Here is a 21,466-nt window from a genome sequence, read left to right as displayed (position 1 = left end):
CGCGGGCAGCGGCTTCGGCCGGTCCTGCTCAACGCTCAGCACGACGAACCACTTTCGGCCCTCGCGCTTGACCGACACGGTCTTGACCCGGCCGGTCACCGCGCGGTGCTGATTGACCCTCACATGCCCGACGCCCTGGAAACGGACCCGGGTTGCGGGGTCGTGCGGGGTGGAGTTGAACCGGCAGCCGTCCCCGTCCTTGGGGAAGTCCACCGTGTCGAACCAGCTCACCCCGCGAAAGCGCGGATAGCCGGGCATGTCACCGGACTTGACGCGGCGGAAGAACGCCGCGAACGCCCGGCGGTCGGCACGGCGGCGGCGAGGAGTTCGTCGTAGGCGCCGTTGTCGCCCGGGCCCGCGCGGACGATCACGGGCGGGTGCGGCATGCCGTCGATCGCCGTGTCCACGAGGTCGTCGAACCACGGATCCTGCAGCAGCACCAGGCTTTCCGAGTGCTCCAGGATGTAGCGCACCTCGGCGGCGGAGAGCCTGGTGTTGATTGTGACCAGGGGCGCACCGGCCCACGGGGCTCCGTAGTGCGCCTCGAACATCACGTGCATGTTGGGCGCGAGGACGGCGACGGGTCGGCCGTTCGCGAGCGCGGCCAGGACGCCGGCGAGCCGCCGGCACCGGTCGTGCAACTCGGCGTAGATGAAGCGCCGGTGTCCGTCGATCACGGCCGTGCGCTCGGGAAACACCGCGGCCGACCGGTCCAGGAAGGAGACGGGACTCATCGGCTCGAATGACAGGGCAGGTATCAAGGCTTGCTCCGTTACACAGCGGAGGACCATGGGGCCGCCCGCGGTCGGTGCCGGACCGCAGGTCCGGCGCGCTCACCGCGGACGCGGCAGTGGGCACCCGCGGAGCAACCCTCTCCCCGCTACATCCCCACGTACACCGGGTAATCGATCTCGGTACCGGACATGAGGTCGAAGGCACGCTCGACCAGTTCGTCCGATCCGACGGCCACCCGCACATCGCCCGACCGAACCGCGTCGATCACCGGGGTGCCGGCGAAAATCAGCTTGAGGTAGGTGCGTGTACGACAGTGGATCTCAAGGTCGGGGCGAACGGGTGCCGGGCCGCTCCGCGTCCACATCCGGCCGTCGGCGATCTCGACATGGAACGTCTCTTTGCCCACGTGCAGCTCGTAGATCTCCTTGAGACCTGCGAGCTTCTCCGGCGTGACCACGCTCGACACACTCAGGGCGATGAGGTCCGCACGGGTCGTCGTCTGGTCGATCTCCGGAGACGGCGGGAGCCCCAGACCCCACCGGCCGAGCGCGATGAGCGGCTCACGAAGCCCCTCGCCCCGCTCGGTGAGCTCGTACACCGGCACACCGGCGGGCGGCGGAAGCGTGCTGCGGCGAACGACGTCGGCGGCCTCCAGACTGCGAAGACGCGTGGTCAGACGATTCGGCCCGAGGGCCGGGAGCGTGTCGACGAGATCCTTGAACCGCTTGGGTCCGAGCAGCAGCTCACGCACGATCAGAAAGGTCCACCGTTCGCCGAGGATGTCCATGGAACGGGCGAGCGGACACATCTGGCCGTAGGTTCTTGCAGTCGTCATACCTCTACTGTACGGCTCGATAACTCCTCGCTATATGGCTTGTACACCACCCACGTGCCCGGGACGTCCAGGTCTGTGCGCTGCGGCGTCGGGGTCCGATGCGGCGGACTCATCGCCGTAGGCCCACCGCGTCGGCGAAGGCTTCGAGCTCTCGGCGGATGTCGCCGGCGGGCTGGTACGTGATCTCGGTGACCCCCTGCGCCGCGAGGTCCTTCACCCTGGCAAGGACATCGTCGGCCGTGCCCGTGAGGGTGTGCCCGACCAGCGTGTTGCCCCCGGCGTTCCAGGCGGCGGTATCCGCCTCGTTCAGACGCAGCAAGTGTCCTTGGTGCACCGCGAGGTGACGTTCGGCCTCCGGTGTCTCGAGTACGACGGCCAGCCACTGCGCCCCGCCGGGCAGCGCCTTGACCGCTTCCTCGCCGCCGAGTTCGTAGGAAATGTGGAACAGCTGAGCCAGTGCCGGACCCGCCGCCGTGCGCAGTCGCTCACTGCTGAGGTCTTCACCGTCACCGAGCACGGACCCGGCGGTGTTGTAGATGACGTTCTCGAACGTCTTGGCTCCTTCGGAGACACCGTCGATTCCCACGATGAAGACGCCGTCCCCGAGTGACTCGGCGACCGCCGTGCCCTTCGGGCCGATCGCCGCGATGTAGACCGGGATGGTGTCCGGCGCGCCCCGCGGGTATTCGGGGGTGTGCAGCATCCGCATCGGGCTGCCCTCCCACTCGACCGTCTCGCCCCTGAGGAGCGCGCGGAAGGCCGTGACGTAGCGGGTCATGTACGCCCACGAGACGGGCTGTTGCCCCATCGACCGACGGCCCGTGTACCCGGTGCCGAACGCCACCGCGACCCGCCCGGGGGCCAGCCGCTCGAGAGCCGCCGCCCCGCTGGCGTTGACCATCGGGTGGCGCAGCGCCGGTACGAGGACACCCGGTCCGAGCCCGATGCGGTGGGTGCGTTCGGCGGCCAGCGCCAGAGTCATCCACACGTCGGGGCTCTGCTGCGGTGTGTCGTACAGCCACGCACGCCTGAAGCCGAGTTCCTCTGCGATCCGGATGTGCTCCGGTGTGTCCAACGTGGTCGCGAACGACGCCGATACGTCCAGGCCCGCGGGACTGCGGCCGTGAGTTGCGGAAGATGAAGAGAAGGTGGTCATGACTGCTCCCCCAAGGTGTTCGGGAGTCCTGAGGCGGGAACGTTGGCCAGCCGCAGCTGGCCGCGGGCGATGAGCTTGCCGTTGTCGGCGCTGCTGACGATCACTTGCCACAGCTGCTGGCTGCGCCCCTGCTGGATCGCTTCGGCCAGCACATGAACCGTCCCGGTGGTGATCGGCCTGAGGAAGTCCGTGCTGTTGGCCACCCCTACGGCGACCTCGCCGCGGTCGGCTACGGCGGCGGAGGCGCCGACTGTGGCGGCGGATTCAACGGCGGTGGTGTAGACCCCGCCGTGCACCACTCCCCACGGGGTGTGGTGCTCAGGGCCCAGCTGTATCTCCCCCCGCACCCGTGTGCCCGTCACCTCGGTGAAGCGTAGGCCGGCGGCCTCGACGAACGTGCTGCGGAACACGTCGAAGCCTGAGAAGGGCGCTGCGTCCGGGCCGGCTGAAGTTTCGATCCTCGGCTGCTGTGTCACTGTGGCGCCCTACTCGTTCGCCTGGTCGGGGCCGTCCTCGGTCACCGCGGGCATGGGAACTCCGAGGAGACCGTGCGCGCCGTACCAGACGGGGCCGATGTTGAGCCGGTCGGGATAGCGGGCGGTGATCTCGTCGAAGAAGTGCTGCGGTGTGGGCTTCTCGGCGAGCAGTCGCTGCGCGTCGCGCAGGTACTGGCGGGTCTCGTCGATGATGGCCGGGTCGTCGGGCAGGTCGCGGTTCTTGTGGCCGGCCACGACGGAGCGGGGGTTGAGGGAGTCGAGGACGTCGAGGGCGGCCAGCCACGACTCGAATCCGCCGCCCGGGGTCTCCAGCAGCATCTGGTGCACGCCGTTGTAGACGACGTCGCCTCCGACGATCAGGCCGATCGCGGGGACGTGCAGCACGGTCGTGTCGTCGGTGTCGGTGTGACCGACCTCGACCGCCGTGATCCGGTGTCCTTCCAGCTCGAACCCGTCCGCGGGGACGGTCCGGTAGACGAGCGGGGTGTCCGGAATCAGGCCCGGGAAGTCCGCGTCCCAGAACTGCGCGCGCCCTTCGACGTTGCGGCGCATGATCTTGATGGTGCCCTCGGTGGCGTACGGGATGGCGTCGGGGAAGCGTTCCAGCAGCTGGCCGGTGCCGAACCAGTGGTCGCCGTGGCCGTGCGTGGCGTAGATGTAGGCCAGGCGCCTGCCGGAGCGCTCCACCCAGTCACCGACCGCCTGCGTCTGCTCGCGGGTGAACGGCGGGTCCACCAGCACCGCATCCCGCTCCCCGACGATCAGTGTCGAGGCCAGCGGAGACGACACGATCGGACTGCCGTCGGGCAGCCGCTCGCGGCGGGCGCGCTGCACCCCGTCACAGACGTACACGTCGTAGGTCAGCTCAGCCATGCGTGGTGTTCCTTTCGGTGCCGTGCGGCGAGCTGCCGTACGAGGGCAGTCGGCACGGGAGTTGAAGCCGGGCGTGCGTTATCCCAGCGGCGCGAGGAATTCCTTGATCAGGTTTGCCACCCTGGTGGGCTCCTCGCGGGGAGACAGGTGGGCGACGCGCGGGAGCACCTCGAGTCGGGCGCCGACGATGCGTTCGGCCAGATCGTCGGAATGGGGGGCCCGCGGCAGCGCCTTGTCCTCGGCGCCCGCGATCACCAGGGTGGGGGCGGTGATCCGGTGCAGGACGTCGACCACGTCGGTGCGATCGCCCAGCACCGACCGCGCGGCACGGGCCAGTCCCCTGGCGTCGAGGCCGTTGACTGTGGCGGCGAGCCGGGGGGCGAATCCCGTGCCGTGACGGCGGGAGTGGTCGCTGAGCATCCCAGCCACGACCAGTCGGCCCAGACCACCCGGAACGCCGACCCGGATGAGAAGGGAGATCATGCGGACCTGGAGGCGTTCACGCAGGCCCACACCTCGTGCGGTGGTGTTGGACAGGACCAGAGCGCTCACTCGGTGCGGCGCGGCGAGCGCCACTCGCAGCGCCACGATGCCGCCCCATGACAGCCCGAAGAAGACCGCCCGGTCGATGCCCGCGTCGTCGAGCACCCGGAGCGCGGCCTCACCGCACTGCTCCATGGTGAACCGCCGCGAGGCCGGCGCGCTGCCGCCGGTGCCCGGGGGGTCGACCAGCAGCGTCCGCCACCCGAGAGCGTGCAGGCCGTCGAGCTGGGCGCCCCAGCTGGTGTCGCCGTCGCTGTACAGGCTCGGCCACAGCAGGGCCACGGGGCCGTCGGCGGAACCGGCGTCCTGTACGCGGAGCGGGCCCAGGGTGGTGGGCACGGTGCGTGCGTGTCGTGTCTTCACAGGTGTCGCTTCCACCAGTCGAGGGCGGCCCGGCTGCCGGGCTCGTAGCCGTCGAAGTAGATGCCGTAGTGGTCGATGCCGGAGATGACCTGGTAGCCGACGACGCCGCCGGGAGTGTTCTTGATGATTTCCGCGGCGCGGGCCCCGTTGTCGGCGATGGGGTACATCTCCTCGTTGCCGGCGTCGATGATCAGGGTGGGGATTCGCAGCCGGTCGACCTGCGCGAGCGGGTTGAAGTGCGACAGCTTCGCCAGGTACGGGGTTCCCTCCATGTTCGGCCACGGATCGAGGCCCTGGGGAATCGGGTCCGTGTCGCCACGGGCGGTGTCGATCGCGCGCTTGCGGGCGAGTTGTGCGACGGGGCCGCCCAGTGGGGCGACGGCAGCCACCTGCACGGCCAGCGCCTTCACCCGCGGGTTGTTGGCGGCCTGGTGCACGGCGATGCCTCCCCCGAGGCTGGTACCCCACAGTCCGATGCGGGCGGGATCGACGCCTGGTTCGCCTTCGATGTAGTCCAGGGCCGCGCGCAGGTTCGCCGCCCAGGCGAACGGATCCACGAGGTCGCGGATGAACCGCACGTCGGCGCGCGCCTCGTTGCCGTCGTCGAGGTCGGGGGCGTCGCCGATCAGCTGCAGCGGGGATCCCGAGTCGAACCAGCTGCCCTGAGTGAAGGTCAGGGTGATCATGCCGGCTGAGGCGAACAGTGCCGCGTAGCGTTCCGCGGTGAGTTTGCTGCCGCCCCAGCCGTGAGACAGCACTACGGCGGGCAGGGCGGCGCCCGGGGCGAGGTTCGCCGGCCGGTACAGGTCCGCGTCGAGCGCGATGCCGTCGCTCCACACCGTGACCTTTCGCCGGCTGACGCCCTCGGGCATGACCAGCGGCGGATAGACCTTTTCAGCCATGGTTCGCCTCTTCCGGAGCCGATCCGGTGGACCAGATGTCGGCGAGCCTGTCCTTGTCCGTGGCCGCCGCGTGGATGCCGACCACACGCCAGCCCTTGTCGGACTTGGCCACGCTGAACTGCACCGCCCAACGCTCGATCTCGCTCTCGTCGGCACGGCGCCGCGACCAGATCACCTCGATCGCGGCACCGACGGTGTTGTAGACGAACACCCGCCGGTCGGGCACCACGGTGTGGCTGTATCCCGCTTCCCGCAGAGGCGCCTGATTCATCTCCAGGAAGGCGAGCACGCTCGCGTCGTCCAGGCACCAGAACGACTGTTCCAGCGCTGTGACGTGCAACGGGGTGCCCCAGTAGTCGAGAACGAACTCGGGCCCTTCGTCGGACGTGCCCGCGGCCACGGCGACCCACCGCGGCAGGTAGTCCCCAAAGAACCATTCCGACACCTCGGCACGAGTGGCCGCAGTTGAATTGTCAGTCATGTTGGCGGATCCCTTTCGGAAAGGAAGACTTCAGCAGCCGGTCAGTTCGCGAATCGGAACGGGAAGACCGCGACACGCGCGCCGCCCAGCACGGACGAGGGCGCGCGCCCCGGCTCGAGTGGGCTCGCATGAGCTGCGCGCCGGGCCCGGCACGGGATCTTCGCGTCAGCAGCCTGCCTGCCGGCTCGAGACGGAAGGCCGAGTACGGGTGGCGGGGGCAGGCACACCGTGGACCGGCCCGGTGATCGACCGTGCAGGCCAACTCCTCGACGGCCGACGGCCGTTGCGGAGGCCGGCGGGCGGCTCACGTACACGTGCCGGACTGGTGCCGCGCACGGCCCCAGCGGTCCCGGAACGCGGTCCACCGTGTGACTCCTTCGCCATGGCCAGGAACGCTAGCAGCGACTATACGTAATGTATAGCAGCAAGGAAGAGTGCTGCCGCGCGCGGAAGCACGACTCATCCGCGTTCCGCCCGGGAGCGGATTCTGTGCGTACGTTGGGCGGCACGGCCTCAGCGGCATGCACGGCCCGAACACTGCAGGCGGGCGGGGCGGGCAGGCGTCGCTCGACTAGGTCGCCCGGCATGGACCTTCGCCGCCAGCGGCGGCCTACTGGCCACGGTCCTGAGCACCGACGGGGCCACGGTCCCGCGCATGAGCAGAGCACCTCCCCGGCTACGCGAGGCCCAACTCTCCGTTCCGACCCGAACCCATGGTGCCCCGCAGGACCCGCGTCACGTCGCGGGCAATCTCTGCCTCCTCCGCGTCCGCGTCCGCGTCCGCGACCGCGTCCGCGGGGATGATCTCCCCTGTCACGATGCTGTGCATCCTCGCGGTGCGCTGGCCCCGCCTACGCGCAAAATGTCGCGGTCGGGTCTGCGATCAGGCCGACCGCACAGGTACGCACCCGTCCGACACCGCGTGCGAAGCCCTGCATCGGGCCGGTATGCGGGGGCTGCGCAATCAGCGGAGGTCGTACGCGATCGGCCCCTTGCCGCGCTGCAACCGCCCACCCCAGGCTTGGCAGAGGAGTCAGTGGCAGGAGTCAGGCGCGGCGGCGGGGCTTGCCCCGCTTGCCGGCCCCCGCGCCCCTGGCGCTCTTGGCATTCCCCGTGCCCTTGCCCTTGGTGCTCTTGGCGTTCTTGCCGGCGCCGGTGGCGGCACGGGAGTTCTTGCCCGCCGCCTTACCCGCCGTCTTGCCCGCCGCCTTGCCGTCTGTTTTGCAGGCTGTTTTGCCCGCGGGGTCTTGTTGCGCGGCGGGCGGGCGGCGGCCGCGGGTGCTGTTGGCGGTGCGGCCACGGACGATGCCGATGAAGTCCTCCACCAGATCGGTGGTTGCCTCCTGTGGCCAGGCCAGAGCAACCTCGCCCACCGGGGCGTCGGTGACCGGCCGGTAGGTGAGGTCCTTGCGGTGATACAGACGGGCCAGGGACTGCGGCACCAGCAGCACGCCGACACCCGCCGCCACCAGCTCCACGGCATCCTCCGTGGTCGCAGGACGCTCGCGGGCCGCCTGGCCGGGCAGCTGCTCCCACACCAGCACATCATCCAGGGGGTGCAACACCACCTCATCGACCAGATCCGCGACGGTGACCTCATCCACCGCGGCGACCAGATGGTCCCTGGGCACCACCGCCACCGTCGTCTCGGTGTAGAGGGGGATCGCACTCAGGCGGCTGCGGTCCACCGGCAGACGAACCAGACCCGCATCAGCACCCGCGCCCTCCAGCACATCACCGGCCTGCGCGGCAGACACCGCCACCAACGACAGCGGAACACCCGGCAGCCGCTCACGCCAGATCCGCACCCACTTCGACAACGTCACCCCCGGCACATAAGCCAGCCGGAAGGAGGGAGATACCTGGGAGCCTGTCACCCCGCCAGGCTACCGGGCGCGGTCGAAGCCCCCGCCCACGCTCGCTACCCTGAACACCATGACGTCGCACCCCACCGCCCAGACCATGAAACCCGCCACCGCCGCCAAGAAACTGGGCGTATACCTCCCGGCCACCCCCACCACCTTCAGAGAAGGCGTCATCACACGCAGCGAACTCACCGCACTGCAGACCGATCCCCCCGCCTGGCTGACCGAACTGCGCCGCACCGGCCCCCACCCACGCCCGGTCATCGCCGCGAAACTCGGCATCTCCATCACCGGACTCACCCGCGGCGGAATCACCCAGCCACTGACCACCGAACAAATCGAAGCCCTGCAACACGACATGCCCGAATGGCTCCAGAAGGAACGCACCACACAAGCCGAAGTACGCAAAGAAACCCTCCGGCTCAAAGCAAAACAGCAGCAGAGCCAGCAGCAGGGACAGCCACAGAACGGCACCACCCGATAGCCCCCTCCAGTAAACGAAGACACAGCCCCGTCCGGCGGCGGCACAGCCCCGCCCCGGCAGAAGGCGAAGACACAGCCCCAGCCGGCCGTCGGCACGCCCTCTCCCCTGCCCCCCGCCGGAGCGGACGTGTCCCACGGGTCGCGCCGGCGATGCGCCACCAGCGGCCGTCCGTACTACGGAAGTGCGCACGTACAGGTCGTCGCCGTCGCGGACGACTCAGATCGGCACTGGCTCGCGCAGAGTGCCGTCACGCCGGAGTGGCGCTATCTCCAACTCGTCGGCATTGGCGATGCGGTCGAGTTCGCCGCTTGTCCTAGTCGGCATCGGTGTCCTCCAATCCTTGTGATCCTGTGGGAGAGAAGCCCGTCAAGTTCGTCGAGCGGGTGCCCTGTCCGTACTCGGGTCGCGAGACGGACGGCGCGGCATCTACGAGAAGATCACCGCCACGGCCGGATACGACCTGCTGCCCGCCTCCAGCTGGCTGCTCCTGCAGGCACTGCGACCGGAAAGATCGATGTCGCCGACAGGACTCGCCCAGTACAGCCACGTGCGGTTGCCGGTGATCGAGGCTGCGCAAGGTGTGGTGAGCCTGCCTTCTTGGTTACTTTCGTCAGCCGAGCGCGACGCGCGATACGGCACACGGATCAGGAGGACACCGGTCATGGGCGCACTGCGGCGCGACGCTGATGAGGATCTCCAAAACCTGCACCGCAGTTCGGTTGATCCACCAGACTTGCTCTTGCTTCCAACGAAGAAGGGACGGCAAGCATGGCGAACAGCGCACTTCTGGTGATGGACGTCCAACGGGACGTCGTGGCCATCGCCGACGACGGTTCCGGATATCTGCCGCGCTTGCGCAGAGCGATCGACGGTGCCCGGGCTGCCGGCATCCCCGTTATCTACGTGGTGATGGGGTTACGGCCGGGCGATCCGGAAGTCAGCCCTCGCAACAAGGTGATGACAAACGCCGTACGGGCCGGCCTGTTCACCGAGGGCGCCCCTGGCACCGAGATTCATGACGACATTGCGCCCCAGCAGGGCGACGTGGTGGTTACCAAGAGACGGGGTAGCGCGTTCTCGGGCAGTGACCTCGACTTGGTACTCAGGGCTCGCGATATCGACAGCCTTGTTCTCACCGGCATCGCCACCAGTGCTGTGGTGCTGTCCACCCTTTGGCACGCCATCGACCTGGACTTCGGCCTCACCGTCCTGGCGGATGCCTGCCTCGACACCGACCCTGAAGTGCACGCGATGCTCACCGAAAAGCTGTTTCCGCAGTGGGCAGATGTCGTCGCCGTCGGGGACTGGCTCAAAGCCATCGCACCGCAATAGGGGACGCCGTCCGGACCCTCACGTGCTGGGCAGACGGCATCGCCTGCCACCCCCCGGGCCAGGTCAGCCGGCGGCGATGCTGCGCCGCTCACTTCACCTGCGCGCCGCGCTCGGCGCCCGGCCGCAGACGCTCGCCGCGCAGGCTCTCCTTGCTGACAACCTCCCCGAGGACGACCCCGAGCGCGCCGAGCTCATGAAGACATTCCGCCCGGGTGCGGAAGAACTCCACATCGGCTGGCTGCTGACCGAGGGCTGATTCGCCGAGCGGTCCGGCCCCGCGCAAGTGCCGTGGGGCCGGGCACCCTCAGGCCTGGCGCTGTGCAGGAGGCGGCCCTGTCTCCATGCGGAGAGCACCCCGACCGGGCGACAGACCTAGAAGTCGCACACGCCGAGAGCGGTGGCAAATGTCTGGCTATCGGTACAGGTTGCAGGCAGCCTCTGCGGCCGAGAGCCACCTGAAGTCCGGGGTCATGAACGCGGTGTCGCAGAATACTGGCCGCCTCGGGGCTGTCCCTCAGCGCCATCGGCTGCCACCTGACCGGGGCGCAGGTCTCCTGGACCCATTCATCAACGGCCACACCCAATTGGTTGTTGCGGGTCAGGACGTTGGTGACGGCGCATAGTGGTGGGCAAGGCTGGTGGCGAGGGCGCGGAGGTGGGCCCTGGCTTCGGTGGGGCCGTGCACAGTGATGGCGCTCCCGAACGGCAGTAGTGCTCGCAGGTCCTCCAGATGCAGGAAGCGGATCGTCACCTTGTGGCCGGTGTCGGATGCCTCATGGTCGTCCCGGACGAGTCGTTGACCAAAGATCCGTCGCGCTCGCTCGATCTGAGTCGGGTCGATGGTGGCGCTGACCTCTATCGCATGGTTATTTTCCCACTGATCAACGAGCGCTGCAGCGACGGTGGCCAGGGTCTGGTTCTCGCGGATCCGTCGTGGCTGGTCGACTTCTTTCCACGTCGCGATCCGTTCGAGTCGGTACATCCGCGGCACTTGGGCACAGTCGGCGACGAGATACCAGATGCCGGCCTTGGCGAACAGCCCGTAGGGATCCACGACCGTGTCGCGTGGGCATGACTCGCGTGGGCTGTCGTACTCGATCCGTAGCCGGCGGCCTCGCCGCACTGAGCCGATCAGCGAAGCCGGAGTGGTGCCGGAAGCTCGTGTCCGGAGCCAGGGGCGGCTGTCCACGTGCACTACGTCGGTGAGCGGCAGGAGCTCATCACCTCGACGTGACTGTGTAGCGACGATCTTGGAGAGCGCGCGCCGGCTTTCGACCGATGCGTTGAGCTCCGCACGTTGCTTTTCATCCAGCCCGGTGAGCGAGAGATGATCACGCTCGCCCGGCGTGAGTCGCGTGAGATCGAGCCCGGACCCAGGAAGCATGGTCACGCCTCCGAGGCGGCCCCGTTGTGCGGCCACCGGCAGACCGGCATCGCGGAGCCAGTTCAGGTCCCGGGTGATGGTTCGAAGGGACACCCCGAGCGCCGAGGCAAGTTCCTGTGTGGTCACTGCATCCCTCGATTCGAGGAGCAGCATCAGGGTGAAGAAGCGGTCTGGCGTCACACCCCAAGTTTTTCAGGAATTACGACACGATGCGGCGCATATCCCGGTCAGGCTGGTGGATGCGTACCTACGACCTGCGAGAAGGAACAACCATGACCACATCCGTCGTGTCCATCGTCTATGTGAACGACGCTCCCGCCGCAGCGCGCTTCTACGGCGACCTCCTCGGCATGAGGCCGTCGTTCGAGACTTCGGGATACATCACGTTCGACCTCGGGCCAGGCGCTGACCTCGCTCTGTGGTCTGGCCAGTTCGAGGATCTGTCACCGGATGTCCCGCGTACCAGTGAGGTCTGTCTGGCCATCGACGGTGGCCGGCCCGACGAGCTCAACGCGATCTTCAAGCAGTGGCAGTCCAAGGGCGTGACGATCCTGCACGAGCCTCATGATGCAGGGTTCGGGCTGACCTTCCTCGCAGCCGATCCTGACGGGAACCGTATCCGCGTCGCACCGCGGGACTGAAAGGCCACAAGGCGGCAGGCGCCCACGGTAGTTGTCGCATGCGCGAGCAAGTGGGTAAATCGCTGGCGGCTACACGGTGATGCGGGATTGCACGACTGGCCGTCGAGCCCGCACCGGAGTCCGAAGAGGGCGCCCGGTCAGCCGCGATCGCCGTGTGGAACATCCACTACAACTACCATCGTCCGCATAGTGCTGCCGCCGGAAAACCGCCAGCAGCACGCCTCCGCGAGAGCGCCACCAACGTCGAGCCCTCGTACGCCTAGTTCCGCATCAGGCAGCCCTTCGCCCTGAGCGGTCTGCGACGATGGCTGCATGGACGAGGAAGTCATTCCCATTCTTCGCGTCGAAGACGCTGCGGTGGCGGTGTCGTGGTACAAGCGGTTGGGCTTCGCCAAGCAGTGGGAACACCGCTTCGAGCCGGAGTTTCCCGCGTTTGTCGAGGTCGCCCGAGGTGGGGTGCGGCTGTTCTTGTCGGAGCACAAGGGCGACGCCCGCCCCGACACGTTGGTCTATCTCCGCGTTCGTAATGTCGAGGCCATCGCCTCCGAGTTCGGTGTGCAGGCGAAGGACGCTCCGTGGGCGCGTGAGATTGAACTGCGCGACCCTGACGGCAACCGGCTTCGGATCGGCACGCCCAGGGAGTGACACTCGTCGGCAGCGCGCGGCAGGGAAGCTGTATTGGTGGCTGAGCGAGCACGCATCCGCGAGATCGGGACGACGGGGGTAGCGGCTCCTGCGGATCATCCGCCGGGGCAGCGGGTCGGTAGTGACGTGACGGCGGGCCAGATGGTGCTGCTGTCCGCATAGAGCATGCCCGTGGTGAAGATCGCCGAGGTGACGTTCACCGGCGCTCCGTCGGCGTTGGTCCGTAGCCGACAGGGAAACGGCATCGGACGAAGCGCGGCAGTTCGACCTCGTCGACGCGGGTAACGGTGGAGGCCTTCCTAGAGATACGGCTGCGCCCCTCCGCGTCGAGTACCGGCTGCTCGGCACCGATTCGGAACCGGCCCTTTCGTTCGTCGGGTGCGATTTCCTCCGCTGGTTTGAAAAGAGGTCAGTTGGAGGTGCGCAGGATGTTGATGAATCACCACCGACAAACTCGCCGACCTCGGACTCGACCGGACAGTGTGAGGAGTAAGTGATGAGTCCCCCCTTCGGGTCCCGCTCACGGCGATCCCCTGCGACCATGTGCCGGTGCCAACTCATCGGAGCCAGGCGGCGATTGAGAGGAATCGATCATGCCCGCTTTCGGGAGAAGGATCAGACGCGCCGTGTCGGTCATCGGGGCGGCGATAGCGCTCACCACGCCGTTGACCCTGGCAATGCCGGGTACGGCCACCGCCGCTGAGACCGCAGCGACGAGCCTCGACCGGTTCGCGAACTACGACTCGAAAAGATGCATCGAGGAGAACTCCTATTACAACCTGTGGTCCCAGGACTGCGGGATCGGCTATTCGGATCTGTACTGGCGCTGGGCTGGCATCACAAACACCTCCTCGACGCTCCAGAACTACATATGGGACCACTGTCTCGACAGCAACTCGGCCGGGGACGTCTACACCAACGGGTGCAACGGTGGGAACAACCAGCTGTGGCAGGTCATCCAGCCGGCGGCGGCAAGTGCAGTCATGCTCCGCAACACAGCGACCCGCCTCTGCCTCTACGAGACCTACAACGGCCTCTACCGGACGACGGTATGCGACCGCAATGCGCGCACTCAGCGGTGGACCGTCGGCTGAGCGACCCGTATCTCACTGGGGGACGACGTCATACGTCCACCGGGACCGTCTTAGGTGGGAAGGGAATGCACCTCGACGTGCTCGAACGTCGAGGTGCGCCCCAAGGCTTCGGCAAAGTCGCGCCGCGCGGGGTCTGGCGGTCTCCTTCCCGGTGGGCTTCACCGTGCCCGGTCGGTCGGCGGCGAAGTGAGCGTGAAACGCCGCCGGTCGCCCTGGGCCGCCACCGCGGTCACCCCACTCCGGCGCGCCTCAGACGACCATCCACTGCTGGTTGGTGCCGGCCCTGCAGGACGACTGATCCAGGGCGGCGCCGTTGGCGGTCGACGCCCCGGCGACCTCCAGGCACTTGCCGCTGTTGACGTTGGTGAAGGTGACGTAGCCGCCAACTACCGCAGCCCTCGTCCACAGTTGGTGGGAGGCGCCGGTGCACGTCGACTGGACGGCCACCGCTGCGTCGGCGGTGGAGGCGCCGGAGATCTGCAGGCACTTGCCGCTGTTGACGCTGACGAGCTCGTAGTTGGAGCCGACGGCGGTGGTCACCCAGCGTTGGTTGGCTCCGGAATTGCAGTTGCCGGAGTTGACCGCTGCCCCGTCCGCCGTGCTCAGGGACCAGACGTCCGCACACTTGGCGCTGTTGCGGTTCAGCAGGTGGTTGTTCGTGGCGCCGAGCGGGCTGGCGATGACCGGCCAGCCGCCCGCGAAGGTCACCTGGCGTATGTCGAGGGTCTCCTGGCCGGAGTTGTCGCCGTCGTAGTAGTGGTAGGCGAGGAACTTGGACGTGCCGTCGTCGTAGGCGTCGGCGCCACCGGCGGCCACCTTGGGATAGGCGCCCGTCAGGACGGTGGTCCCGCCACCGGAGGCCATGTCGGTGCCGTTCTGGTCGAGGTAGGGGCCCGTGATGCCGGCGGACCGGCCGACCACGGTGTAGTAGGTACTGTTGGTTCCGCTGCAGCAGGTGCCTTTGGAGCCGAAGAGGTAGTAGTAGCCGCCGTTGAGGATGATCGTGGGGTTCTCGATGCCGACGGCGATGTGCCACAGGTTGTTGTCGGTGGTGGACAGCTTGCCGGTGGACTGGTCCAGGACGTGCATGTAGGTGCCGCTGCCGGTCCAGGAGCCCCAGGAGCCCCAGGAGATGTAGAGCCGGCCGTCAGCTCCCCAGTCGACGTTGGGGTCGATCGGGTAGTTGACGTCCGTGACCATGCCCTGGTCGGTCCAGGGGCCCTCGATGTTCGTGGCGGTGGCCAGGCCCATCACCGCATAGTTGGTACCCCAGAGCGAACCGGCGTAGTACAGGTGGTAGCTGCCGTTGAAGTATTTGATGTCGGGGGCCCAGATGTTCGGCGGGGTCGAGCCGAGTTTGCTGGTGAGCCAGGACGGGCTCGACTCCCAGACGTTGCCCGCCTTGGTCCAGCCGGTTGCCGCGGTGCCGCCGCACGTCTTGCGGATGGTGATGGATCCGCTCGGGTTGAGGGAGTCGTGCTCGAAGCCGGTGGAGAACCCGTAGTAGCAGCTGCCCACCTTGATGACGCTCGGGTCGTGCATGCGCAGGTCACCGCTGAGGGCCTGTGCGGTCGAGGCTGTGACCAGGCCGAGAACGGTCATGAGGGTGACCAGGATGGCGGCGAGGACCGGGCGCCCGCGCCGTCTGCGTATGCCGGTGCTGGGCTCTTCGGTGTGATGGTTGGTCACGCGAAACTCCTTTGTATCGCTGTGCTGGTGGCCCGAACGTGCGGTGCGCGTTCGGTCTTCGACTCGTGGTCAGCCCGATCCGTCTCCTGGACGGTGGACCCGGCGCGTGCCCGAGCGGCAATCACCTGCTGGTCGGGCCGGCGGCCGGTCGCGAAGTGGTGGTCGTCCCGGTCGGCAGGTGGGTCACGGCTCCGTCAGGCCACTCGATCCGTCCTGTCGCTCCGGTGGGCACGGTCGCTTCCACGGTGAGTTCCGATTCCTGCTGCTCCCACCGGATCGCCACGCGGCCGTACGGTGACTCGTGGACAGCGCTCGCCCAGGTGAGACCGCCGCCTGGTCGGGGTCGGAAGACGATGTCGTGGTAACCGGGCGTACTCGCGTTGAGACCGGCGACCGTGGTGTGCAGCCACTGTGCGACGGCGCCGAGGGCGTAGTGGTTGAACGAGGTCATCTCGCCCGGATTGACCGTGCCGTCGGGCAGCATGCTGTCCCAGCGCTCCCAGATGGTGGTGGCGTCGTGCTTGAGCGCGTACAACCACGAGGGGCATTCCTGCTGGAGAAGGAGGGCGTAGGCGGTGTCGTCATGTTCTGTGGCGCTCAGTGCGGGTGCCACGAGCGGGGTCCCGATGAATCCGGTCTGGATGGTGTGCCCGCCCGAGGCGACCAGTTCGGCCAGACGGCGCCCAGCATCCGCCCGGGCCGCCGCGTCGGGGAGCAGGTCGAAGCGGAGGGCGACGGCGTAGGCGGTCTGGGTGTCGCTGGTCATCAGACCGCTGGGCAGGACGTACTCGTCGGTGAACGCCTGCCTGACTCGGTTCGCGAGTTCCTCGTAGCGCTCCCGGTCGTCCTTGCGCCCCAGGACTTCCGCGGTCCATGCCACATGTCGCAGGGACCAGGCGTAGTACGCGGTGGCGATGAGGTGGCGGTCGGTGCGGCCGGCTCCGGGGTCGTCCGGGGGTGCGAACGGGTCCAGCCAGTCGCCGAGTTGGTAGCCGCGGTTCCACAGGCCCGACCCGTCGGCGAGCTCGGTGATGCGGTCGACCCACCTGCGTGCGCTGTCGTACTGGGCGGCGAGCAGAGCGGTGTCGCCCGAGGCCTGGTAGAGATCCCACGGGGTCAGGGCTACGACGTCGCCCCAGCCGGCGCCGGGTCTGGCCGGGGTCCACTGCGGGCCACCGGGGATGGCGGGTACGTACCAGGGGACGGTTCCGTCGTCGTGCTGTTCGACGGAGACGTCGCGCAGCCAGGAGGCGAGCATGCCGTGGCAGTCGTACAGGAAGGCTGCGGTGGGTGCGAAGACCTGGATGTCGCCGGTCCAGCCCAGGCGTTCGTCACGCTGCGGGCAGTCGGTGGGAATGTCGACGAAGTTGCCGCGCAGGCTCCACACGACGTTCTCGTGGAGCCGGTTGACCTGTTCGTCGGAGCACGCGAACCAGCCGGTCCGTGTCATGTCGGTGTGATGGACACGGGCGACGATGTCGCGGTTCGGGTCGCCGCCGCGCCAGCCTGTGATCTCGGCGTAGCGGAACCCGTGAATGGTGAAGCGCGGTTCCCAGGTTTCGGATCCTGTCCCTGCTAGCACGTACCGGTCGACGGACACGGCATCGCGCAGGGGACGGACGCACAGCTCTCCGTCCTGGAGCACCTCGGCGTGGCGGATGACGACGGTGTGCCCGGCCGGGCCGGCGACAGTGATGCGGACCCTGCCGACGAGGTTCTGCCCGAAGTCCACCAGGAGTCGGTCGGCATCGAGGGCGGTCACCAGGACCGGGCTGATCTCCTCGGTGCAGCGCACCGGCGGGCCGGTGGGGGCGATCAAGGTGGCCGGATCGCGGGCGACGAGGTCCACCGGTGACCAGTCGGCGTCGTCGAATCCGGGACTCGACCAGCCGGGCAGTTCGTGCCGCGCGTCGTAGGTCTCGCCGTCGAGCAGTCCTGAGGAGAGGATCGGCCCCCGGCCGGCACTCCAGGAGGTGTCGGTGGCGATGACGGTCACGGTTCCGTCGCGGTGGACGATCTCCAGTTGGGCGATGAGGGCGACCCGGTCTCCGTAGAGGTCGGTGTGGCCGCCGCCGAAGCCCAGCCGCCCTCGGTACCAGCCGTCGGCCAGGCAGGCGCCGATGGCGTTGGCTCCGGCACGCAGGTGGTCCGTGACGTCGTGGGTCTGGTAGCGCAGCCGGTGCGTGTAGCTGGTCCATCCGGGCGCGAGCACATGGTCGCCCACCCGGCGGCCATTGATCTCGATCTCGTACAAGCCGTGGGCGGTGACGTAGAGCCGGGCGCGTTCCACGTCGCCCGCACCGACGGCGAACTCCTTGCGCAGCAACGGCGGGCGGCGCTCGGCGTCGGACCGCTCCGGCTCGTTCGGTTCCTGAGGCGCGATCGCGCGCGCCGTCCAGTCCGCCGGCTCCAGCAGTCCCGTCTCCAGACGCAGGGCCGGGCTCCACTCACTGGCGGTGCCGTCTCCCCCACGGACACGCACACGTATCTCGGAGCGTTCCCGTGACGTAAGTGGCCGGTGCGGCCAGTCGACGAGCACGGAGTCCTCGGAGGTCACCCAGTCCGTGCGGTGCGTTACGTCGGCCCGGGCGACCTCGATCTGGAACGCCTGCTGCGTCCACTCGGCGGACGCGGTGGTCTTCCAGGAGATCCGGGGGGACGACTCGCCGATGCCGAACGGCTCCCGGTGATGTTCCGCGGTCGGCGTGGCGACCATGGGTATCTGCTCGTCGCTCATCCCTTCACAGCTCCGGCGGTCAGGCCCTTGATGATGCGCTGGTTGATCAGCAGGTAGAGCACCAGGGCGCCGACGACGTTGATGCTGATCGCGGCGAACAGCGGTCCGTAGGCCGTTTGACCGTACTGACCCGTGAAGTTGAGCAGTCCCACCTGGATGGTGCGCAGGTCGTCGTTGGTGGTGAAGGTGAGCGAGACGAGCAGGTCGTTCCAGATGAAGAAGAACTGCACCAGCGCGACCGTGAAGACGGCGTTGCGGACGACGGGGAATCCGATCCGCCAGAAGGCGGTGAGCATGCCGGCCCCGTCGAGGGTGGCGGCCTCGAAGATCTCGCGGGGCACCGCCCTGAAGTAGGTGGCCATCATGAAGACCGTGAGCGGGAGGCCGACCGCGGTGTAGGTGATGATCAGCGGCCACATCGTCCCGGACAGCCCGCTCTGGAAGTAGACCCGGAACAGGGGCAGCAGGATCATCTGGCTGGGCACCATGATGCCCAGCAGGAAGACGAGGAGGACGTGGTGGCGTCCGCGCCAGATCATGACTTCCAGGGCGAAGCCCGCGGCGGTGCCGAGCACGATGATGAGTGCGAGTGAGGGCACCGTGGCAAGGAGGCTGTTGCGGATGTACAGGGCGACGTGCCCGGTCGTCCAGGCGTCGGCGTAGTTGTGGAAGTCCCACTTCCCCGGAAGCGACCAGGCCGGGTCGTTGACGAATTCGGACTGGGTCTTGAAGGAGCTGAGCAGCAGCCACAGCAGCGGCGCCACCTCGACGACCACCAGCAGGGTGATGAGCAGGTTCCGCACCAGGCGCCGGACATGCTCACGCCCTCGGACGGGGCCCGACCGGAGTGGGGCCGGAAGTGCCCGCGGCGGTGCCGTCATTGAGTCGGTCATGGGAGTTCAGCCCTTGGTCAGGTCGCGGCGCGAGAAGCGGAAGATGATCAGAGTGACGCCGAGGCAGACGAAGGTGAGCAGCGACGCGATGGTGCTGCCGTAGCCGTAGTCGCCGTAGGAGAACGCGGTGCGGAACATGTAGAGGGTCAGGGGTGTCGTGTCGCTGCCCGGCCCGCCGTTCGTCAGGGCGAGGACCGAGTCGAACACCTTGAGGGTGCCGTTGATGCTGAACACGACCGACGACAGCAGTACGGGCGCGGACAGCGGCAGGACGATGTGCCGGACCAGCCGCCAACCGGTGGCGCCGTCCAACCGCGCCGATTCGAGCGTCTCGTCGGAGATGTCGAGGAGCCCCGCGAAGATGAGGACGCCGTAGAAGCCCATGGAACGCCACACGTCCATGACGACCAGGACGATGAAGGATCCCGTGGCGCTCGCGAACCAGTCGCCGTGGTGGACGCCGAGCCCTTCGATGGCGACGTTGGCCAGGCCGTTCTGCGGCGCGACGGCGAAGAGCTTCTGGAACATCAGGGCCACGGCGACCGTCGGCAGGATCACCGGGAAGAACACCAGCGTACGGACGACCGCTGACGACTTGCGCAGGACGAACACGTAGAGCAGGGCGAGCAGGTAGCCGCAGAGGACCTGCCCGGCGCTGACGGCGATCCCGTACTTGAAGGTGAACCACAGTGCCGAGTGCGCCTGCGGGTCGTGCCAGAGCTTCGAGAAGTTGCCGAACCCGCCGAAGGTGAAGCCCTCGATGACGTTGCCCTTGAAGAAGGTGTATCCGAGGGACCAGCCCATTGGCACCAGCATCACCAGTGTGTACACCAGCAGCGCCGGGCCCAGCAGGACGGCGATGGCACGGCGGTCTCCTAGAACTGAACGCATGTCGGCTCTCTCACGAAGGGTTCGGTACGGGTTTCGGTGGTGCGGGACGGTCAGCCGTTGTCGAGATCGGCCTGGACCTTCTTCATGAAGTCCTTCGCCGAGAGGCTTCCGGTGACGAGCGGTGCGGCGTTCGTCTGACTGGTCTCCGTCGCCTTGGTGTTGAAGAGCGCCTCGAACCACAGCGTGCTGGTCTTGGTCTTGGTGATGGTGTCCTGCACCGTCTGGGTGAGGGGCGGCAGTGTGCCCGTGTCGCCGTTGGGCTTGAACCCGGAGACCGTGCCCTGGTCCTTCAGCGAGGCGGCGCCGTAGTTCTTGGTGATGCAGGAGAGCCAGTTGCCGACTTCGGCGTTGTACGACTTGGCGGAGACGGCGATCGGGAGACCGACGTTGGCCGGAATCTGGTCCGCGCTGCCCTTGCCGCCCGCGACGGTGGGGAACGGCATGAAGCCGACGTTGGCCGCGCCGATCTTGTTCTTGGCCGCGTCGTTGAAGTCGCCGAGCGCCCAGCTGCCCATGTAGAACATCGCGGCCTTGCCAGTCAGGAACTGCTGGGTGGCGGTGTCGTAGTCGATCGAGCCGACGCCCTTGCCGAAGTAGCCGGCCCTGCCCAGGTCGGCGATGGCCTGCGCGGCCTTCACGTATGCGGGGTCGGTCAGCTTCGCCTTGCCGTCCGCCACCGCCTGCAGGGCGCCCGGGCCGAGCTCCCGGTAGAGGTAGCCGCTGACCAGGCGGGTGAGGGGCCAGCCGTCCTTGCCGTCCGCGGAGAACGGGGTGACGCCGGCGCCCTTGAACTTCGCGGCAGCCGCGACCAGTTGGTCGTAACTCGTCGGGACGGCGATGTGGTGGTCGGCGAAGAGCCTCTTGTTGTACCAGATGCCCTCGATGTTGAACTGGTAGGGCATGACGTTGAACTTGCCGTACAGGTTCTCGACGGTCTTGACTGCCGCCGGCTGAAGGTCGTTCCAGACGCCGAGGTCCTTGAGTGTCTTCTCCAGGTCGAGGACTTGCCCGGCCTTGTCCAGGGTCTTGGTGAGCTGCGGCGTGCCTCCCGCCGCGAACTGCACGGGCAGGGCGTTCTGGCCGGCGAGGAGTTGCACCTTCTGGTCGACGTTGCCGATGGGTAGCGTCTGGATCTTCAGCGGGAGTGCCTTGTTCTGCGAGGTGCACGAGCCCTTCCCCAGGGCCGTGAGCTCCTGCTGCACGATGTGGTTGTCGTCGTTGATGGTGAGGGTGAACGCCTTGATGTCGCTGCCCGAGCTGCTCCCGCCGCCGCAGGCGGTCAGCAGCAGGCTCGCGGCGGCAGCGGTCGACAGGAGGGCGATACGGCGGGATCTGAGGCTCTTGTGCACAGGTGCTCCTCGGCGCGCGGTGCGTTGAAACGCTTCAATTGAGGGGATGCCGGGAACGTACGACCTGCTCTGGGATG

The 21,466-nt window shown here is 67.8% G+C and carries 22 protein-coding genes and 3 pseudogenes; 7 read left to right on the top strand and 18 right to left on the bottom strand.

What is annotated here, in order from left to right; translation table 11 throughout:
* The 11 genes and pseudogenes from ABZS97_RS27335 to ABZS97_RS27285 form a co-directional block, all read right to left on the bottom strand.
* A pseudogene (locus ABZS97_RS27335) lies at positions 1 to 423 on the bottom strand (hypothetical protein); the annotation flags it as partial.
* A 17-nt stretch (positions 424 to 440) separates the two neighbouring features.
* A pseudogene (locus ABZS97_RS27330) lies at positions 441 to 734 on the bottom strand (AMP-binding protein); the annotation flags it as partial.
* Positions 735 to 880: 146 nt separating this feature from the next.
* Positions 881 to 1,570, bottom strand: a complete 690-nt coding sequence (locus ABZS97_RS27325) for a winged helix-turn-helix transcriptional regulator (RefSeq protein WP_356141557.1) — start codon at positions 1,568 to 1,570, stop codon at positions 881 to 883.
* 109 nt (positions 1,571 to 1,679) lie between these two features.
* Entirely contained in the window at positions 1,680 to 2,726 is a 1,047-nt protein-coding gene (locus ABZS97_RS27320) for an LLM class flavin-dependent oxidoreductase (RefSeq protein WP_356141555.1), read from the bottom strand.
* Entirely contained in the window at positions 2,723 to 3,136 is a 414-nt protein-coding gene (locus ABZS97_RS27315; RefSeq protein WP_356141553.1) for a PaaI family thioesterase, read from the bottom strand. Before ABZS97_RS27315 ends, ABZS97_RS27320 begins: the two co-directional genes overlap by 4 nt.
* Before the next feature lie 75 nt (positions 3,137 to 3,211).
* Positions 3,212 to 4,096, bottom strand: a complete 885-nt coding sequence (locus ABZS97_RS27310; RefSeq protein ID WP_356141551.1) for an MBL fold metallo-hydrolase — start codon at positions 4,094 to 4,096, stop codon at positions 3,212 to 3,214.
* A gap of 78 nt (positions 4,097 to 4,174) precedes the next feature.
* Entirely contained in the window at positions 4,175 to 4,978 is an 804-nt protein-coding gene (locus ABZS97_RS27305; RefSeq protein ID WP_356141549.1) for an alpha/beta hydrolase, read from the bottom strand.
* A gap of 20 nt (positions 4,979 to 4,998) precedes the next feature.
* Positions 4,999 to 5,904, bottom strand: a complete 906-nt coding sequence (locus ABZS97_RS27300) for a dienelactone hydrolase family protein (RefSeq protein WP_356141547.1) — start codon at positions 5,902 to 5,904, stop codon at positions 4,999 to 5,001.
* Positions 5,897 to 6,385 (bottom strand): hypothetical protein, encoded by a 489-nt coding sequence (locus ABZS97_RS27295; RefSeq protein WP_356141545.1) that lies wholly within the window; start codon positions 6,383 to 6,385, stop codon positions 5,897 to 5,899. The genes ABZS97_RS27300 and ABZS97_RS27295 overlap by 8 nt, the downstream gene beginning before the upstream one ends.
* Positions 6,386 to 7,061: 676 nt before the next feature.
* Entirely contained in the window at positions 7,062 to 7,202 is a 141-nt protein-coding gene (locus ABZS97_RS27290; RefSeq protein WP_356141543.1) for a hypothetical protein, read from the bottom strand.
* Positions 7,203 to 7,431: 229 nt separating this feature from the next.
* Complete coding sequence (locus ABZS97_RS27285; protein WP_356141541.1) at positions 7,432 to 8,262, bottom strand: LysR family substrate-binding domain-containing protein; 831 nt, start codon at positions 8,260 to 8,262, stop codon at positions 7,432 to 7,434.
* A gap of 58 nt (positions 8,263 to 8,320) precedes the next feature.
* Here ABZS97_RS27285 and ABZS97_RS27280 point away from each other — a divergent pair, with 58 nt between their 5' ends.
* Positions 8,321 to 8,734, top strand: coding sequence for a DUF5997 family protein (locus tag ABZS97_RS27280; RefSeq protein WP_356141539.1), 414 nt, complete (start codon positions 8,321 to 8,323; stop codon positions 8,732 to 8,734).
* A gap of 426 nt (positions 8,735 to 9,160) precedes the next feature.
* Here the strand turns inward: ABZS97_RS27280 and ABZS97_RS27275 are convergent, their stop codons facing one another.
* A complete protein-coding gene (locus ABZS97_RS27275) occupies positions 9,161 to 9,397 on the bottom strand; it encodes a hypothetical protein (protein ID WP_356141537.1) in 237 nt (78 codons plus the stop codon).
* A 105-nt stretch (positions 9,398 to 9,502) separates the two neighbouring features.
* Between ABZS97_RS27275 and ABZS97_RS27270 the strand changes: the two genes are divergently transcribed.
* Positions 9,503 to 10,066 carry a cysteine hydrolase gene (locus tag ABZS97_RS27270; RefSeq protein WP_356141535.1) on the top strand — a complete coding sequence of 188 codons (564 nt, stop codon included), beginning with the start codon at positions 9,503 to 9,505 and terminating at the stop codon, positions 10,064 to 10,066.
* A 76-nt stretch (positions 10,067 to 10,142) separates the two neighbouring features.
* Positions 10,143 to 10,322: a hypothetical protein gene (locus tag ABZS97_RS27265; protein ID WP_356141533.1), complete on the top strand. Its 180-nt coding sequence runs from the start codon at positions 10,143 to 10,145 to the stop codon at positions 10,320 to 10,322.
* 342 nt (positions 10,323 to 10,664) lie between these two features.
* On the opposite strand, the gene ABZS97_RS27260 is transcribed toward ABZS97_RS27265, so the two are convergent.
* Positions 10,665 to 11,630 carry a WYL domain-containing protein gene (locus tag ABZS97_RS27260; RefSeq protein WP_356141531.1) on the bottom strand — a complete coding sequence of 322 codons (966 nt, stop codon included), beginning with the start codon at positions 11,628 to 11,630 and terminating at the stop codon, positions 10,665 to 10,667.
* A 92-nt stretch (positions 11,631 to 11,722) separates the two neighbouring features.
* Between ABZS97_RS27260 and ABZS97_RS27255 the strand changes: the two genes are divergently transcribed.
* The 4 genes and pseudogenes from ABZS97_RS27255 to ABZS97_RS27240 all read left to right on the top strand — a co-directional run bounded on the left by ABZS97_RS27255 (position 11,723) and on the right by ABZS97_RS27240 (position 13,830).
* Positions 11,723 to 12,091, top strand: a complete 369-nt coding sequence (locus tag ABZS97_RS27255) for a VOC family protein (protein ID WP_356141529.1) — start codon at positions 11,723 to 11,725, stop codon at positions 12,089 to 12,091.
* A 125-nt stretch (positions 12,092 to 12,216) separates the two neighbouring features.
* A pseudogene (locus ABZS97_RS27250) lies at positions 12,217 to 12,354 on the top strand (IS481 family transposase); the annotation flags it as partial.
* Positions 12,355 to 12,403: 49 nt separating this feature from the next.
* Positions 12,404 to 12,736, top strand: a complete 333-nt coding sequence (locus ABZS97_RS27245) for a glyoxalase superfamily protein (RefSeq protein ID WP_356141527.1) — start codon at positions 12,404 to 12,406, stop codon at positions 12,734 to 12,736.
* A gap of 593 nt (positions 12,737 to 13,329) precedes the next feature.
* Positions 13,330 to 13,830, top strand: a complete 501-nt coding sequence (locus ABZS97_RS27240; protein ID WP_356141525.1) for a hypothetical protein — start codon at positions 13,330 to 13,332, stop codon at positions 13,828 to 13,830.
* Between the two features lie 249 nt (positions 13,831 to 14,079).
* Here ABZS97_RS27240 and ABZS97_RS27235 read toward each other — a convergent pair whose 3' ends face one another.
* The 5 genes from ABZS97_RS27235 to ABZS97_RS27215 all read right to left on the bottom strand — a co-directional run bounded on the left by ABZS97_RS27235 (position 14,080) and on the right by ABZS97_RS27215 (position 21,389).
* Positions 14,080 to 15,519, bottom strand: coding sequence for a family 43 glycosylhydrolase (locus ABZS97_RS27235; RefSeq protein WP_356141523.1), 1,440 nt, complete (start codon positions 15,517 to 15,519; stop codon positions 14,080 to 14,082).
* 121 nt (positions 15,520 to 15,640) lie between these two features.
* A complete protein-coding gene (locus ABZS97_RS27230; RefSeq protein ID WP_356141521.1) occupies positions 15,641 to 18,256 on the bottom strand; it encodes a family 78 glycoside hydrolase catalytic domain in 2,616 nt (871 codons plus the stop codon).
* A complete protein-coding gene (locus ABZS97_RS27225; RefSeq protein ID WP_356141519.1) occupies positions 18,253 to 19,059 on the bottom strand; it encodes a carbohydrate ABC transporter permease in 807 nt (268 codons plus the stop codon). The genes ABZS97_RS27230 and ABZS97_RS27225 overlap by 4 nt, the downstream gene beginning before the upstream one ends.
* Before the next feature lie 96 nt (positions 19,060 to 19,155).
* On the bottom strand, positions 19,156 to 20,040 hold the full coding sequence (locus tag ABZS97_RS27220) for a sugar ABC transporter permease (RefSeq protein ID WP_356141517.1): 885 nt from the start codon (positions 20,038 to 20,040) through the stop codon (positions 19,156 to 19,158).
* Positions 20,041 to 20,090: 50 nt separating this feature from the next.
* Positions 20,091 to 21,389, bottom strand: a complete 1,299-nt coding sequence (locus ABZS97_RS27215) for an extracellular solute-binding protein (protein ID WP_356141516.1) — start codon at positions 21,387 to 21,389, stop codon at positions 20,091 to 20,093.
* Positions 21,390 to 21,466: the final 77 nt, after the last annotated feature.

Source organism: Streptomyces sp. NPDC005485, from assembly GCF_040606085.1.
Classification (GTDB): domain Bacteria; phylum Actinomycetota; class Actinomycetes; order Streptomycetales; family Streptomycetaceae; genus Streptomyces.
The sequence above is the reverse complement of the archived record's forward strand: the minus strand, read 5'-3'. Positions and strand labels throughout refer to the sequence as shown.

What these genes read in the sequence shown, in the direction of transcription:
- ABZS97_RS27300 (WP_356141547.1), bottom strand. Translation starts at nt 5,904, where the DNA reads ATGGCTGAAAAGGTCTATCCGCCGCTGGTCATGCCCGAGGGCGTCAGC.
- ABZS97_RS27310 (WP_356141551.1), bottom strand. Translation starts at nt 4,096, where the DNA reads ATGGCTGAGCTGACCTACGACGTGTACGTCTGTGACGGGGTGCAGCGC.
- ABZS97_RS27325 (WP_356141557.1), bottom strand. Translation starts at nt 1,570, where the DNA reads ATGACGACTGCAAGAACCTACGGCCAGATGTGTCCGCTCGCCCGTTCC.
- ABZS97_RS27255 (WP_356141529.1), top strand. Translation starts at nt 11,723, where the DNA reads ATGACCACATCCGTCGTGTCCATCGTCTATGTGAACGACGCTCCCGCC.
- ABZS97_RS27220 (WP_356141517.1), bottom strand. Translation starts at nt 20,040, where the DNA reads ATGCGTTCAGTTCTAGGAGACCGCCGTGCCATCGCCGTCCTGCTGGGC.
- ABZS97_RS27275 (WP_356141537.1), bottom strand. Translation starts at nt 9,397, where the DNA reads ATGACCGGTGTCCTCCTGATCCGTGTGCCGTATCGCGCGTCGCGCTCG.
- ABZS97_RS27320 (WP_356141555.1), bottom strand. Translation starts at nt 2,726, where the DNA reads ATGACCACCTTCTCTTCATCTTCCGCAACTCACGGCCGCAGTCCCGCG.
- ABZS97_RS27245 (WP_356141527.1), top strand. Translation starts at nt 12,404, where the DNA reads ATGGACGAGGAAGTCATTCCCATTCTTCGCGTCGAAGACGCTGCGGTG.
- ABZS97_RS27280 (WP_356141539.1), top strand. Translation starts at nt 8,321, where the DNA reads ATGACGTCGCACCCCACCGCCCAGACCATGAAACCCGCCACCGCCGCC.
- ABZS97_RS27295 (WP_356141545.1), bottom strand. Translation starts at nt 6,385, where the DNA reads ATGACTGACAATTCAACTGCGGCCACTCGTGCCGAGGTGTCGGAATGG.
- ABZS97_RS27265 (WP_356141533.1), top strand. Translation starts at nt 10,143, where the DNA reads ATGCTGCGCCGCTCACTTCACCTGCGCGCCGCGCTCGGCGCCCGGCCG.
- ABZS97_RS27270 (WP_356141535.1), top strand. Translation starts at nt 9,503, where the DNA reads ATGGCGAACAGCGCACTTCTGGTGATGGACGTCCAACGGGACGTCGTG.
- ABZS97_RS27240 (WP_356141525.1), top strand. Translation starts at nt 13,330, where the DNA reads ATGCCCGCTTTCGGGAGAAGGATCAGACGCGCCGTGTCGGTCATCGGG.
- ABZS97_RS27230 (WP_356141521.1), bottom strand. Translation starts at nt 18,256, where the DNA reads ATGAGCGACGAGCAGATACCCATGGTCGCCACGCCGACCGCGGAACAT.